This window comes from Roseimicrobium sp. ORNL1, from assembly GCF_011044495.1.
Taxonomy (GTDB): domain Bacteria; phylum Verrucomicrobiota; class Verrucomicrobiia; order Verrucomicrobiales; family Verrucomicrobiaceae; genus Roseimicrobium.
Window position 1 is genome coordinate 3,066,016 of sequence record NZ_CP049143.1, and the last position, 15,723, is coordinate 3,081,738.

A 15,723-nucleotide genomic window follows, 5' to 3' on the forward strand; every position below is an offset into this window, starting at 1 on the left:
CACCCAGCGCTCGTCCGATATTTGCGGTGGCATCGTCAGCCTACTACGCAAGGCTCAATAAACCAGCCAGGTGCGCAGGGTGGACACCAGGGATTCCGCCGTGGTGATGCTGTGCCAGCGGATGCCGTGTGACTCGGCCTGGTGGCGAAGGCTGGCGCGCCAGTCGGCTACCTTTCGGGCATAGGCCACACGGATGGGCTCGGCGGCGGCGCGGACGCGGGTGTTGTTTTCGGGCTCGATGAAGTCGAAGTCACCGCCTTCGGGCAGGGCAACCTCCATGGGGTCGAGCACCTGGAGTGCAAAGACATCATGGCCCTGTGCGCGGTAGACAGCGAGCTCTGCCAGCGTTTCTTGCTCGTTATCCAGGAAGTCGGAGATGAACAGCAGGAAACCACGCTGCCGGCAGAAGGTGCGTGAGGTGCGCAAGGCATCCACCATGCTGATGGCTCCCACTGCGGAAGACTGTGAGAGCATCGCACAGATGGCGGATACATGGTCGGCGCTGCTGCGTGGAGGCAGGGCGGCATCGGCAGACAGGTGCAATGCAGGTGCGTCTCCCTGGCGTCGCGCGAGGTGCGCGGCTCCGGCCAAGGCGCGCTTGCCATACTGGAGCTTCGAGCTGGGGCCGTGATGGATGGACATGGAGGCGCTGGTATCCAGCAGCAGATGCACCGGGCGGCGGGACTCGGCACGACTCTCGCGGGTGTAGAGACGGTGATGACGCGCGAGGAGTGACCAATTCACCCGCCGCAGATCATCGCCCGCTTGATAGGGCCGATGACTGTGGAACTCGACGCCCGGACCTCTCAGCAGACTCTGGTGCTGGCCATGCCAGACGGCATCGGCAAGGCCGCGACCGACGAGGTCGAGATCATCGATGGCCAGGAAGACTTCCGGATCTTCCACAGCGTGCGCTGCTGCTGGGGCGGAGGCGTTCATGCGTTGTCCTGGGGAACGTGAGCAAGCAGCCTCGCGATGATGGCATCCGCATCGGTCTTCTCCGCACGGGCGCGGAAGTTCAGCACGAGACGATGACGCAACACTGCCGGAGCAAGCGCGCGGATATCCGCAAAGTCCACATGAGCGCGTCCGTTGAGATGAGCACGTGCCTTGCCGGCGAGAACGAGGGCTTGCGAGGCACGGGGGCTCGCGCCGCATTCGATGAACTCAGTCACTCCGGCGACGCTGCCGGACTGTGGCCGTGTCGCGGATACCAGTCGCACCGCATAGCGGCCCACATCCGTCGCAATAGGCACCGCCTGCACGGTCTTTTGCAACGCGTGCAGCGCCTCCGCATCGAGCACAGCATTCACCGTGGAGAGCGCGTTTCCGGGAGCATTCAGCGCGATGGAGAGTTCGTCCTCCAGACTGGGATACTCCACGCGGATGCAGAAGAAGAAGCGGTCGAGCTGGGCTTCGGGCAGGGGATAGGTGCCTTCCATCTCGATGGGATTCTGCGTGGCCAGCACGAGGAAGGGCGAGGGGAGTTTATGCGTCTCGCGTCCGATGGTGACTTCACCTTCCTGCATGGCCTGCAGCAGAGCGGCCTGGGTCTTCGGTGGTGTGCGATTGATTTCATCCGCGAGCAGGACATTCGCGAAGAGCGGCCCCTGCATCACGATGCGACGGTAGCGACCGGTGGCAGGGTCTTCTTCCAGGACCTCGGTGCCTGTGATATCGCCGGGCATGAGATCCGGCGTGAACTGCACACGGTGGAACTCCAGGTGCAAGGCCTTCGCGAGCGTGGCGCTCATGAGCGTCTTTCCCACACCCGGCACTCCGAGCAACAGGGCGTGCCCGCGGCAGAGCAGCGTGAGCAGCAGCAGCTCGGCAGTATCCTCCTGGCCGACGATGCATTTTTTCAATTCATTCCTCAACGCTTCGCGGGCAGCGGAGAGGCGGGCGACGGGATCGCTGGGAGTGGAGGTGGTGGACATGATGTGAATGGAAAGTGGGGATGGAGCGAATGGGGAGAGGTGCTATTCGAATTTCGGACGGCCACCGCCGATGGCGAGGCCGATGCGCTGTGCAGGGTCGGCATCCTCCGGCGCGGGACGCTGGGTGCCTTTGCCATCGCCGTTGCCATCGAGTTGCGCATGCTCGGTGATGACGTAGTTGCCCTTCTTGTAGATGGCGAGCACTTGCTCATAGGTGGCGAGGAAGAGCTCGGTAAAGGTCAGCACGCCGTCTTGATTCGCATCGCTCGCATCGGCGGCCAGCGCCTGCGCCAGAGCACGGGGAAACTCGGTCTCGCTCTCCTTGTCCCCGGCAGAGCTGGCGGTGATGACGTAGCGTCCCGGACCGGAGACACGCTTCATCAAGTCCGTGCTCACCGTGGTGGTGCCCAGCATCAGCAGCGGTACTTCTGGGGAGCATTCCTTCAGTGCGGCGCCGATTTCGCGCATGCTGACGTCTGGTCCTGGCAAATTGAACATGGCGCCGCCGGGGATGCCATTGGCGTGACCTTCGAGAATGATCCACGCCGGTCCCGCTCCAGCCGTCTTGGTATGCGCCACGACCTTCTCCAGTTCGGCGAGCAGTGCCTCCCGTGTGCAGGGGCCGTCGTAGCCGGCGCTCTTGGGCCCGTACAGCACCGTGATGTTCGCCGCAGGCACGGCGAAGCGTTGCGTCAGTGAGGAGCGAAGGGATTGCAGGTTCGCTTCATAGAACTCGTGATGCTCGTCATCGCCTGGGGTGCCGTTGAAAATCCACACGCGGGGAGTGGTCGTGTTGATGGATGGCTTCACGGCTGATTCCTGACTGAAGCAGAGCCCATGTATGACGAGGAATAATACGCACAGACGAAGGCTCAGGCAAAGTAGCTTCGGCTTTAGCCGAATGAAGGCGTTCAATCTCGCGAGCGACTTGGCCGTCTTTCCTGTGCAGCGCCACACTGATTCGGCTGAAGCCGAAGCTACTTTCTTGATGATGTGCAAGTATATCATCATATATCAGTTCAGCGTGTGGCCGAATTCGTCGATTGGCGCTTCTTCCAGATGAGGATGCGGTTGTCGAACGTCTTCACGGCTATCTGGTCGGGTCCGAGAATCGTCACGTGATAACATCCCGTGGGCGCGGGAGCTGCGGTCCACATCTCTTCACCACTCGGCACGGCGAGCTGGCGCACGGGAGCATTCGCCCGGCCGGAGGTGAGGAAGGCGCTTTTGAAGTCAGGCGCGTAGGCGACGGACGTGAGGTCGTCGATGGAGCGGCTCACCGTGATCGCCAGCGGCGCATCTGCCGCGCAGCGCACCACACCGCGCTCACGCATGGCGACCAGAGCCTCCGAGCCATCTTGATTCACGGCAATCCAGCGTGGGGTGACGGAGATTTTCGAAACCCACAGGACCTTCATGTCGGCGAGAGAGAGCATCGCCACCAGGTCATCCTCCGGTCCGGGTACCTCGAAGGCCAGACCCACTGCTTTGCCATCAGCGGACACGGCCATGGATTGTGCGAGGATGTTGCGTGTGATTTCAGGGAATATTTCCTTCACGCTCATGCGGCGGGGCTCACCGGCGGGAGCGGGTTCGTGGAGCGTGAGGCCTGCATTGGTGAAGACCAGCAAACTCTGCGTGCCCGGCACGAACTCCACCGCGACAGGTGGCGCCATCTGCTTCGCGTTGGGATTGTTGGGATTTATCTGCCGCATCTCCGGTGGCAGGGTGAGCAGTCGCTTGCCTGCGTCATCCTCTACCATCACCGCGCCGGATTGGTTGGAGAAGGCGATGCGCTTCCCATCCGGAGCCCATGCCAGCGCGCGTAGCGTGAGAGTGCCCGTGGTGGACTTCCCCAAGGTGCGCACCACGGCGAGATCCGTGGCATCCAGAATTTCGATGCCCGCGCTGTGCAGACTCGCCAGCAGAGTGCCTTTCACTGCGGTGCGTAAGGGCCCGCGGTCCAGACCTACGGCGGATACCGCCTGCTGGATCTCGATGGTCCACAAACCGTCGCGGAATCCTTTGAGAATCCGCTTCAGTCGCAGTCGTGCCTCTTCACTGGAATGCGACGCCATGGCGGCTCGCATCGCCGGTTCGGAGTCAATCATCTGCGAGAGCGCCTGCTGCGCCTCATCCCGCAGACGCACCTTGGGAGCGGCGAGCTGATCGATGAGTTCCTGAAGGCGCGCACCTTCTGGCGCCGGCTCCTGGGCGGAGAGCGCCGTGGCAAAGCCAAGGCATAGGATGGTGAGGAGCCTCTTCATGCGGAGGTGGAGACAGGAGTTCGTGGCGTGTAGCGCCCCGCACGGCGAAGCACCCATTCCAGGCTCAACAGCGCGAGCACGGCGGACCACCATGGCCAGCGGCTCCAGATGGGTGCCGGCCATGCACGTGCATCACGCGCGGCCCGCGCTTCAGAAGCCGCACGGCACGCCGCGACGGCAGACTCGGGTGTGGTGAGCACCGTGCCACCACCCGCCTGGGCGAGCTCCGTCATCAGCGTGACGTCCGGTGCGGAGCGGGTGTATTCGCTGTTCTGCACCAGCACTCCGCAATGCACCGCATCGGTGAGTGATTCGCGTCCGGCAGTGGTGTCGAAAAGCACCTGCACTTCTTTCACTGTGAGATCCGCTGGAACAGACAAGGTGCCGGTGAACTCACGGCGATCGCGATCATAGATGAGGCGGACACGCGGGCTGCCGGGCACATCAAGCCGCGCGCCAATTTCCTGCACGGCTATTTTTGCAGGGTCTGACTCCGCGAGGAATTCTGCCGCCACGGGGAGTGGTGTGCCCGGTCGTGCTTGTGCTGCCAGAATCTTTCCGGAGAGCTTGTCACGCCGCCAGCGGATGCTGTTTTCCGCGAGCCATTTCATCGTATTCACCCAGAAGGCTGCGTAGTACGGAGAGGGATGTGGCGGGCGCGGAGTGGCGGGGGCGCGTGCTTCGCTGGGATGCGTGGTAAGGGATGCTCCCTGACCCAGCTCAATGCGATCTCCCAGCGTGGGCGCGTTGTCACTGCTCCAGCGGATGACGTATTCACCCCAGCCACCATTCGGATCCGGCAGGTAGGCAATGGAACGTCCGCGTCCGTAATTCTGCGCGGCGATGACTGGCTGCTCGGGTTCATCCTGCACCACGGCGAGCACGGTGGCGCCGGGCTTCGCGCGGCGCACACGGTTCATGCCGCCGAACTTCGGATGTGTATCGAGGATGGCAGCGTTCTCTTTTGCATCCGGCGTCATCTGCCAGATGGGATGTGTCCGCACGGAGAGGGGAATGGTGACCTCCAGTGCCTTGCCATAGTGACCATCGCCATAGTCCAGCATGTCCACCGGCGTGATCTTTTCCCACGGGGTGCGGTCATAGTTGCCGGTATCAAAGGCGGTATTGCCACCCGCCATGAGGAATCCACCCCCGCGCTCCACCACCCAGTCCACGACCCATTGCATCTGCTCCGGTGAGAAGTTTCCCACCGGCACATCGCTGACCATGATTACGTCATAGCTGTGCAGTTCCTCCCGCGTGGTGGGGAAGGGGCGAGAGGAATCCACGAGCATCTCACCGTTGGCAAACTTCACGGCAAAGAGATTCGGCTTGTCCACATACTGGCTCACCGGGGTGAAGGTCACGCATTCGATCTCTCCGGTGCCGGTGCAGGCTGCGGTGATCATCTCGATGTCATTCACAAAGTGCCCCTCGGAACCCAGCGAGCGTTTGGCATGCGTTCCCTCGGCGAGGAGCACGCGCAGCTTCGTGGTCACCACCTCCAGCGTGAAGCTGAAGCGGTTGTCCTCCAGCGTGGCTTCGGTGCCCGGGCCGGAAAGTTCCAACGTATAACGTGCCGTCTGTGCCGGGGTCACGAAGCTGACCTTGCGCGACGCGGTGGCGAAGCCGGAATCCGGTGATGGCGATGAAAAGCGAACAGGCTGACGCGCGACTTCCGCGCCCTCTTCATCCCGGAGGATGAGTTCAAAGTTTTCATTGGGAGTCACGCCGCCCGCCTCCAGTTCCACGGGTACGATCACGCGTGATTGCGCTCGCACCATGCGCGGTGGGAGCACGGAGAGGAGTGTCGCATTCCGGGCTGGGACATCGCGACCCACCACTTTCGTGGAGACGCGGATGCCCGCATCATGCAGACCTCCCAGGGCAGCGCTGAGGCGGGATGCGTCCTGGGTGCAGCCATCAGACACGACAATCACGTGGTCGATGCTCGTGCCACTTCCGCTGCTTGCCAGTTTTTCCAACGCTCCTGCGAGCTTGGTCTGTTGGCCATTTGGCAGGTTGCTGTCCGCCTGCAGCATGGCAGCAGAGATGATGGTGGAATCTCCCGCGAACCGATGCATCTCTGGCTCGGGCAATCCTGCGGACTTCAAGGACGCACCCAGGTCGTGCGTCCACTTCAGCGCTTCTTCCCATCGCGTGCCGCTTTCCGTTCCCGCGAGCGTCATGCTGGCAGAGGCATCCAGCAGCACCGCACTGTGTGACGTCTTCGTGGGAGTGCTTACATTCACCGAAGGATTCAGCAGGATGAAGGTGAGCAAGGCGATGGTTCCGAGCCGCAACACGAGAACAGGAGCTTGAAGCCATGAGGGACGCAGCGGCCTGCCTCGCATCGCCGCCATCACTGCGACCACGGCAGCACAACCGCCCAGACCGGCGATCAGCGCGACGGGCAAAGCGGGTTGAAGTGTGGAGTAAAAGTCCATGCAGGAGAAGAGCAGCGGGATGGCGATTACTCTTGCTCTGCGTCCATGGGCAGACGGATGGCGAGTGTTTGCTCTTCCAGTCCGGTTCTCGTCTTCACTCGATTGACTCCCTCAATGAGCGCTGCCTGCGCAGCGGTAAAGTCGGTCACGGGTTTGCCATTGATCTCGGTGATGTCCATGCCCACTGCGAGCCCGGTCTTCGCCTTCTCGCGCTTCCCAATCTGCGCGACGGTGATAGCGCCCTGTGCCTTGCGAAAGTCGATCCCGGGCAGCGCATCCAGGCGGAAGGTCGTGCTCGCTGCGACGGCGGATGATTCATTGCGCCCGGCAGTGAGTGTGGCGATGAGTTCTTTTCCTCCGCGTTGATACGTCAGCGGCAACGTGCCGCCCGGCTTCACCAGGGAAGAGAGGAAGCGGAGATCTCCGCGTGAAAAAACTCTCTGGCCCGCGGCCGCGAGGATGATGTCACCTTGCTTCAAGCCGCCTGAGGATGCAGGCCCATTTTCCATCACTTGAGAGAGTTTTGCGCCCGCCATGCTGATGAGCCCGGCTGCTTCCATGTCCTTGCGTGTAGGCTCTTCGATCTGCCATCCGAAGAACCCGCGCTCCACCTTTCCTGTTTCAGCAAGTTGGGAGACCACACTCCGCACGAGGTTCGAGGGGATGGCAAAACCAATGCCTACATTGAAGCGTCCCGCGGCACCCCAGATGGCGGTGTTGATACCCACCAGCCTTCCGTGCTGATCTGCAAGCACGCCGCCGGAATTGCCAGGATTGATGGCCGCATCCGTTTGGATGTAGCTCTCATAACCACCCTGCGTGGTGAGATTGAGATTCGCGCGACGGACGGCGGACACCATACCCTTCGTCGCGGTGATGCCTATCTTGAAGGGATTGCCCACCGCGTACACCGGATCGCCCACGCGCACGCCGTCGCTGTCAGCGAGGTGCAGAAACGGCAGGCTGGTTGCCTTGATTTTCAGCAGTGCCAGATCGGTGAGTGGATCGTCGCCGATGACTTCCGCATCGTAGCGTCGCCGGTCCGGGAACTCCACGGAGATCGCATCCGCTTGCTTGCCGTTGGAAAGATGAATCACGTGACTGTTGGTGACGATCCAGCCCTCCGGACCAATCACTACGCCGGAGCCCACGCCCTGCACCCGCTCGTTCTCACGACTGCCACCGTCTCCACCTTTGCCCTTTGGTCCGGAGAGATCACGGTTGAAGAATTGATCGAGCGGGTTTTTCGCGTCCTCACCTTCGACAATGCGCGCGGGAAATACGGAGACCACCGCTGGCGTGACCACATCGATCAAATCGGCGTCACTGGTATACACCTTGGCAGCACCGGTGGGCGCGGCGAAGGCGACTGCCGCCTGTCCCGCAGCCATGCGTGAAGGCTCGGCGTGCAGCATGAGGGCGCCCGCGAGAAAGAAGAGTCCTGCGAGTGCGGCGGGCTTATTGGGATTCATTGCCAAAGTCATCTGAAAGGTTGCGGAAGTAGGCTTCAATCTCGCGCCGGTACTGCTCTGGTACACGGCTCTGCGCGGCCTGGACGGTCCCGCTGCCGGGGAGGGCGGTCATGAGCAAGTCGAGACGTTCGATGATGCCGTCGAAGGCAGGCACGAGAGGCACGCCTGTGGCCAGTTGATTTGCCAGTCCAGAAATCGTGCCATCACCAAGACGTTGTGCCTCCAGCGCGAAGCGCTCGATGTCAGCCCTGGGAGTGCCAGGGCCGGGTTTTCCTTCCTTGTTTTCGGTTCCCACGCCTGAACCTTTGCCGGGCATGGCCTGGGCGGGGATGGTGATCTTCTTGCCGTTGATGTTCACGGTCTGACCGGGCTGCATTCCCTGCGCGAGAAGTCTTTCGATGAGCCTCTGCTCCTCTGCCGTTCGCGCGGCCTCAGCCTCCTTTGCGGCCTTGTCGCGCAAGCCTTTCGCTTTCTCGCGCACGTCCGCGAGATGGGCAAGGCGTGTGGCATTGAGCCGGGCAGCCTCAGCGTTCAAGGCCTTTGCCATCTTGTCGAGTCGTGCGGCGATGTCCTTGCCATCCGGAGCGCCTGCGCCCGGTTGTTGTCCATCACCCGGCTTGGTACTCGTGCCTGCGCCGGGTTTTGTCCCATCGCCAGCGGTGCCGCCTTCGGCAGGCTGTTGCTTGCCATCGCCCGTCTTGCCGCTGCCATTGCCTGCGGTGAGTTGCTTCAAGTCTTTGGACAGCGCTTCCGTGCCGGCGCGTGCCCGGAGAGCAGCGAGTTCCGCTGCGCTCAAGCCGCCGGTGCCGGCTCCTTCCTGCTTTCCGTTCTTACCGGGTCCTTCAGAATCACCTTTGCCACCCTCCGCTGCGAGTTCTGCCAGTGCCTTCAGGATTTCATCGGCGAGTCCTGCATTGCGTGCGGCTTCTTTGAGTGCCTGCTGTTCGGCTTGCTTCTTTTGTTTGTCCTCGTTCTTGTTGTTGGTAGCGACTTCTTCCTGTTTTTCACCAGCGCGCTTGCCCTGACCTGAGCCCTCGCCCTCACCGCTGCCTTTGCCCTGGCCATCTCCTTTTCCTTTCCCTTCTCCGGATTTCTTGCTGTCGGATTGTGCCTTGCCCGCCATCTGCTTCAGCGTTTCCGCGAGTCTCTCTTCAACCATGGCGCGAATGAAGTCGGCGAGATCGCGAAGCTGATGTTCGGCGTCAGCCAGCGGTTGCTGGGCGGTGACATGCTCTTTCGTGTGCAGACGCTCATCGGCTTCGCGCATGAATCTTTCGGACGCAGCCATGAGCTTGAGCATCTGCTCATTCTTTTTCGGATGCGCCACGATGGCGGAGAACAGCTCGCCACCATCCGTCGCGGCCACTTCCTGCTGCCGGCGTGACGACTCCAGCGGCGCCGTGGCCTTCCTCTCTCCGGTTGCAATCTGTTCCCGCACGGATTTCTCTTCATTGGCGAGGCGTTCCGCTTCTTTGGCAAGTTCCTCCAGGGGCTTTGGCTTGCTGTCATCCTCTTCGTCGACGTCATCCTCTTCTCCGAACGGGCTGTGGATGAGAATGAGGTGCTTGCGGATCTGCAGCAGTGAGGCAAGCGCACGATCTGAGGCTGGATGTGCCTGCTCCGTCAGCATGCGTGCGAGGTAGCGGCTGGTGTCGCCCATCTGTGCTGCCGCGGTGAGGAGGAGGGCGAGGTCATCACGGGGCACAGATGGCAGCTTGTCCCACACGGCGTAGAGTTCGTTTGTCTTCGCGATGACATCCTGCTGCTTCACGTCCGTCTCCTGACACCTGGGGACGATGCCTTCCGCCTGCTCGTTCTTCGCGTCCTCTTTCAGCACATGGCAATCGGAAACGACGACACGCTGGGCGCGGATAAGCTGGTTCAGCTTGGCGAATTGCTGCTTCTCCATCGGCGGCGGTTTTTCCCCGCCCGCTTGCATTTCAAGCTTCTTGAAGTCACGAATGTCGATGCAGCGGAGTGGGCTCACGCTGCGAGGGCCGCCGCGTGGCTTGTGATCCAGCGCATAGGCGTAGAGTTTTACGTTATCGCGAAGTGTCAGCGGCACGGTCTCCAGCATGGCGCGTGTGAGCTCGGAAATGTCGCGCTGGTCCTTCTCGGTGATCACCTTTTCCAGAGTCCAGAGGGTCTGGCCTGCCGCCTCCATGATGAGCCCCACCTCGGCGACGCCGAAGTCGTCACGTGCGCGAATGCGTACGGGCAGCTCAGTCACACACGTGGCCTGGCGATCCTTCACCGGCTCGAGTAGCTCCACCGTTGGCAGCTTGTCCACCGCGCCCACGACTTCATATCTCCAGGAGTCGATGGTGGCGCCCTCGTGGTCATAGATGGTCAGCACGCCGACATACTTGCCCAGCGGTGCTTTCCAAGAGGCTTGCACGGTGGGACCATCATGCTTAAGGGGCAGTTTCTCAGGAGTGCTGGTGTCAGAGGCCAGGGTCCACTCCACGCGATCGGGCGGTGTATTGAAGCGGAAGCTCCAGTCCAAGGTGCTGCCTTCCACCACACTGGCGTCTGCACCCTGACGCTCTTCAGGAGCCTGGCCGGTGTAGTCCGGAAAACGAATCGCGACCTTAGCCTCTTCAAGACGAGGAATGGAGCGGTACTTCACGACTTGCATGGGAGATGCACCATCGCCTGCCGTGACGCGCAATTCGATGTCTCCTGTCATGCCGGTGAGCACGGCATCATAGGTGCGTCCTTCGGCGAGGGCATTGAGGGGGTGTGTCTGCCATTCCGTCGAGCCGCTCTCCCGCACATGAAGCTCCGGCATGGCGGCTCTGCCGGAAAGCAACACGGCCACGCGCGGGGGATGCCGATCATCATAGTGCGTGGGAGGTGATTGCCATTCCGCCGTGGTATAGGTGGGAGCGCCAAGAGGCATGGCGATGCGATGCAATGCCGTGCGAAACTCAGGAGAATTCCAGGCTGTGATGAGCATCAGCGCTGCAAGAAAAACACAGACCGCCATCCCACGCACCATGCGAGCGGAAGGCGCCAAGGATTCCCAGCCACGGCTGTTCATCTGCTGCTGCGCTTCCGTCAGCAGACGGTTGGTGAAATGCTTGTGCTCGTCTGTGGGTGAAGTGGCCGCGTCCCGCTGAGCGACCTCCCATGCCGTGCGCAACTGTTGGCCGCTGGCAGGATGGGCCGCTTCCATCTCACGCACCACGGTGTGAGCATCGTTCCCTTTCCTACCCGAGAGCCACAGCCACACGGCGAGTACCAGGGCGCTCGCTGCCGCGACGCTGATCAAGCACAACCGCAGCGACTCGCTCCATGCCGCCTCGATGTCGCGGAGAGCGAGCAGCAAAACAACGCCCAGCAGCAGTGCCGCCCCAGACACAACTGCAGTGGTGCGATTGATGAAACCGCGCCGCCTCACGATGGCATGCACCGGAGCCTGGTCGAACAGGTCGTGGAGTGGGGGAGTCATCGGTCAGGCGTTGCTGGTGGGGCGCCGGGTGGCGACGATGTTTTCGACCATGAGCAGCACCAGGAGCAAGGCCACTGCCCAGGGCCAGAGTTCCTGACGCCACGGCACCGAGGCCGCTGCCAGCGCGACGTCATCGTGTGGTATGATGGTTTGTATCGTGGTGTCCGGAACTCCGAAGGCAAGGCGCAGGGCCTCTGGAGTGGCCGTGACCACGGACGATTCACCCGGTGCCGCCGCGACAATTTCCGTCCCACCAACTGCATTGTCATACAGACCTGGCACGCGCTTTTCATGCAGGCCGGGATGCCTGGGGCTCAACTCAGAGGCGGGGTTCTCAGCCCGCGACGCATACGTGAAAAGACTTTTCACGAAGGGCACAAACAAAGGGTCGCGCGGGAGATCCGTCCACTCACGCGTGAGCGAGTGTGCCAGCACCAGCACGCGGCCTTTCTGTGTTGGTGTGGTCTTCTCAAGCAGCAGCGCGTGACCGCCATCCAGCTTCGCCAGGGCCTTCCAGCCATCTCCCTCGGGAATGTCAAAGCAGTCACGCCACTCCATTTCACGCAAGTCGCCGCCTTCCCTGCCGTCGAATGCGGCGAGGACGGGATGTGTCCGCTCCCATTGGGTGATGGCTCGCACGGGACCGGCTTCATCCGCACTCGCGGGCATCGTTGCTGCTGCGGCGGGTCGTGTGCCGGAGGGGAGCAGTCCCGCAGTCTCCAGCACCGCGGAGGCACCACGAGTCCACCGCGCATCCAGCAGCACCATGAGTCCACCACCCGACTCCACATATTGGGCAAGCTGACGCGCATCCGCGGTGGAGAGATTGGGAAGGCCGCACAACGCCACTGCGCCCACGCCACTGAGATCTGCCGCGCCTTGCCGGCCGGAGAGGCCATACACGATGTCGGGCTGGAAGGGCGTTTTCCCATGAGCCGCGCCGGAGGCGGTGAGCGCCTTCTCTCCGAAGTAGGCCTGGCCTTCGAATGGCGTGCTTCCAGGGTCGCCGTCGATGAGCTTCACCTTGCGAGGTTGCACCCAGCGCACCGCAAAGGCTCGTGCATCATCCGCAGACCACGCATCTCCACCCGCCACGGAAATGGTGCCGCGCACTTCATCGCGTGGAGGATTGATCTTAAAGATGACCCGGTCCGTGCCCTCCAGCACTTCCTGGGTGGCGGTGATGCCCTCCGCTTTCAATGTCACCGTGCGGTCCGCACCCGGGGGCAGCATGACCTCCGCCTCGATCTCCATCTGCTCCATGATATAGGGAGTGAGCAGGGAGACATTCCGCACCGCGGCATTCACGGTCGACGGTGGCGTGAGCACGTGGACTTCCAACGAGATCCCCGGAGGCCAGACGCGTGGAGGATTGGGGGGCAGATCACCCTCCGCGAGATGGGCGATGAGGACAATCTTTCCCGCGCGCTGCGTGCCTGCGCCACCCAGCCGATCCAGAGCCCATCCCATGGCGCGCGTCAGATCCGTGGGCGCTCCCGCACGCGGCATCCACTTGTCCGCAGCGGTGATGGCTTCCACTTCATCGGAAAACTGGGCCAGCGTGAGCTTGCTGCCTTCCGCTACCTGTTGGGTGCTCTGCAGCAGCAGCTTCAGCCCTGCATTTTTCATGTTCTCAGTGACACTGCCCGAGGCGTCCAGCAGAACCACGGTCTCGGCGGGTGACTCAGCGGCCTTTTCACGAGAGTTCAGAAACGGGCGGGTGAACGCCAGCGCCAGCAACGCCACGGCCAGCAGTCGCAGCAGCAGCAGGGGAATTTCTTCAAACCGCGCACGCTTGCGCCGTTCCTTCAGCACTTCATTGAGAAACCGCAGCGTGCCCACCGGCAGCTCTGTATAGCGGCGGCGCCTGCTGAGATGGATCCACAACGGCACCGCCAGGGCCGCCAGGGCCCACAGGAAGCCGGGGTGCATGAACCACATCGGGCAGAATCATAGGTGAAAATCTCGCAGCCTGACAAGCTGGCAATTGTGCAATGTCATGTTCATTTGGTTTGGCAGTTCATGCTGAATTTCACCGACCCTTGACCCCTGTGGAAGGATCGACGAGGAAGGCGGCAGATGCCGCTGCTCATTCTTGCCCTGGGATTGATGGCGTTTCTTGTGCTCATCACGCTCACGCTGCCGTTTTCGATTATTAACCGCTATCGCGCGGGCACCGCCCGGCGACGGGCCCGTCCTTGGCTGGCATTGACGAATATCTTCAGCCTTGGCATTTCCGCTTTGTTCTTTCTTGTGACTGCGGTGGTGAGTAGTTTCTGGGTTCCACGGCTGTTGAGCTTCTGTGCCGGTGGATTTCTAGGAGGGCTGGTCCTCGGGATCGTCGGTCTGCGACTCACGCGATGGGAAGCAACATCGCAGGCGCTCTATTACCTACCCAACCGGTGGCTGGTGCTCGCCATCACGGTGGGTGTGTCTCTCCGGCTGGCCTTCGGATTCTGGCGCGTATGGGATACGTGGCATACCTCTCCTGCGGGTCATTCGTGGCTGGCTGAGTCCGGCTTTGCAGGTTCCATGGCAGCGGGTGCGGTACTGCTCGGGTATTACCTCACCTATTGGTTCGGAATTTGGATGCGCGTGCGGCGTGCTGTAGCGCCATCGAAGTGAGTTCGGCACAAAAGTCACCATGCTCGCTTCAAATGAGCTGCTAAAAGCAGGGTCTGAAAGTGTATTGAGTGAATGCGCTGTTTCCTCTTGTCCCTTTTCCTGCTGGCTGGTGCGGTAAACGCTGCGGACGCTGCCAAAGCCAAAGCTCCGCTCCAGGCGGGCGCGGCCACCAGCAACATCACGCCGGCCCTGGGCGGTGACATCATCGGTGGGTTCCTGCCTTTTCCGGCGACGCACATCCATGATGAACTGCATGCGCGCTGTCTGGTGCTGGATGATGGAACGTCCAAGGTGGCTCTCGTGGTGTGCGATCTCCTCGGGTTGCACCGCAGCGTGTCGGTGGAGGCACGAAAGTTGATTGAAGCCGAAACAGGCATTCCCGCAGCGAATGTGCTCATCTCCGGCACGCACACGCACTCGGCCACCAGCGCCCTTGGGGGTACGACCCGCAGCTATGTGTCCGACATGGAGCTGACGGACTACCAGAAATTTGTCGCGAGGCGCATTGCGGATGGCGTGCGGCGCGCAGTGAACCTGCTGCGTCCTGCAGAGATCGCCTTCGGCACGGTGGAGGCACCGGAACATGTCTTCATCCGCCGCTGGTTCCTCAAGGAGGGGGCGATGCCTCCGAATCCCTTTGGCAAGATCGACAAGGTGAAGATGAATCCCGGCGCCGGTAATGCAAATCTGGTGGAGCCTGCGGGTGTGACCGATCCCACGGTGTCCTTCATCGCCGTGCGAGAACCCGGCGGGCGCTTGATCTCGGTCTACTCCGCTTATTCGCTGCACTATGTCGGTGGCGTGGGTGGCGGTCACATCTCGGCGGACTACTACGGGATGTACTGCGAGGCCTTGAAGAACCTTCAGAAAGGTTCGAGCGAGGATCCTCCTTTCGTCGCGATTATGGCGAATGGCACCAGTGGTGACGTGAACAACATCAACTTCCGCACTCCGCGCCCCGGCAAGCCACCGTATGTGCAGATGCGCGCTGTTGCGGAGGATCTTGCCGCGAAGGTGAACGGTGCCATCGCCAAGGTGACGTGGCAGAGCAGCGCACCTCTCGCTACGCGTTACCGTGAGCTGGGCGTTGCCTGGCGCAAGATCGACCCTGAGCTCATCACCTGGGCGAAGGAGACGGAGAAGAACACGCCTCGCATCCAGGGAAAGGCCGATCTGCCACTTTCCTATGCAGGCCGGGTGCAGCGCCTGGCAGAGGCCAGCCCTGAGACGAAAGCTCCCGTGCAGATCCTGCGCATCGGCGATGTCTGCATTGGCACCACACCGTGCGAGACGTTTGCGGAGACCGGCCTGGAGTTCAAGAAGCGCAGCCCCTTCACCAAGTCATTCATGGTGGAGCTGAGCCACGGCTACTATGGATACATGCCCACCCCGCGCCACTTTGAGCTCGGTGGCTACGAGACCTGGCCCGGCACGAACAACCTGGAACCGCAAGCTTCCGTCAAGATGATGGATGCCCTGCTGGAGATGGCCGCGGAGGTCAAGGAAGCCGCGGCCCAGTAG

The 15,723-nt window shown here is 61.9% G+C and carries 10 protein-coding genes; 2 read left to right on the forward strand and 8 right to left on the reverse strand.

All coding sequences use genetic code 11. From position 1 onward, the window contains the following. Nucleotides 1–54: 54 nt before the first annotated feature. From G5S37_RS12385 to G5S37_RS12420, 8 genes are all read right to left on the reverse strand, one after another. On the reverse strand, nucleotides 55–939 hold the full coding sequence (locus G5S37_RS12385; protein ID WP_165204293.1) for a DUF58 domain-containing protein: 885 nt from the start codon (nucleotides 937–939) through the stop codon (nucleotides 55–57). After that, complete coding sequence (locus G5S37_RS12390) at nucleotides 936–1,937, reverse strand: MoxR family ATPase (protein WP_165204296.1); 1,002 nt, start codon at nucleotides 1,935–1,937, stop codon at nucleotides 936–938. The genes G5S37_RS12385 and G5S37_RS12390 overlap by 4 nt, the downstream gene beginning before the upstream one ends. Before the next feature lie 42 nt (nucleotides 1,938–1,979). After that, nucleotides 1,980–2,747, reverse strand: a complete 768-nt coding sequence (locus G5S37_RS12395; protein WP_165204299.1) for a hypothetical protein — start codon at nucleotides 2,745–2,747, stop codon at nucleotides 1,980–1,982. 209 nt (nucleotides 2,748–2,956) lie between these two features. Then, on the reverse strand, nucleotides 2,957–4,204 hold the full coding sequence (locus G5S37_RS12400) for a hypothetical protein (protein WP_165204302.1): 1,248 nt from the start codon (nucleotides 4,202–4,204) through the stop codon (nucleotides 2,957–2,959). Beyond that, a complete protein-coding gene (locus G5S37_RS12405) occupies nucleotides 4,201–6,651 on the reverse strand; it encodes a glutamine amidotransferase (protein WP_165204305.1) in 2,451 nt (816 codons plus the stop codon). The genes G5S37_RS12400 and G5S37_RS12405 overlap by 4 nt, the downstream gene beginning before the upstream one ends. A 26-nt stretch (nucleotides 6,652–6,677) precedes the next feature. Then, complete coding sequence (locus G5S37_RS12410; protein WP_165204308.1) at nucleotides 6,678–8,123, reverse strand: trypsin-like peptidase domain-containing protein; 1,446 nt, start codon at nucleotides 8,121–8,123, stop codon at nucleotides 6,678–6,680. Beyond that, a complete protein-coding gene (locus G5S37_RS12415) occupies nucleotides 8,110–11,577 on the reverse strand; it encodes a hypothetical protein (RefSeq protein WP_165204309.1) in 3,468 nt (1,155 codons plus the stop codon). The genes G5S37_RS12410 and G5S37_RS12415 overlap by 14 nt, the downstream gene beginning before the upstream one ends. A gap of 3 nt (nucleotides 11,578–11,580) precedes the next feature. Beyond that, nucleotides 11,581–13,509, reverse strand: a complete 1,929-nt coding sequence (locus G5S37_RS12420) for a BatA domain-containing protein (protein ID WP_165204312.1) — start codon at nucleotides 13,507–13,509, stop codon at nucleotides 11,581–11,583. Nucleotides 13,510–13,656: 147 nt separating this feature from the next. On the opposite strand from G5S37_RS12420, the gene G5S37_RS12425 reads away from it, so the two are divergent. Together G5S37_RS12425 and G5S37_RS12430 are read left to right on the forward strand one after the other, a co-directional pair. Beyond that, nucleotides 13,657–14,202: a DUF1453 domain-containing protein gene (locus G5S37_RS12425; RefSeq protein WP_165204315.1), complete on the forward strand. Its 546-nt coding sequence runs from the start codon at nucleotides 13,657–13,659 to the stop codon at nucleotides 14,200–14,202. An 87-nt stretch (nucleotides 14,203–14,289) separates the two neighbouring features. Beyond that, the gene (locus G5S37_RS12430) at nucleotides 14,290–15,723 is read left to right on the forward strand and encodes a neutral/alkaline non-lysosomal ceramidase N-terminal domain-containing protein (protein WP_165204317.1); all 1,434 of its coding nucleotides are present in this window, start codon (nucleotides 14,290–14,292) and stop codon (nucleotides 15,721–15,723) included.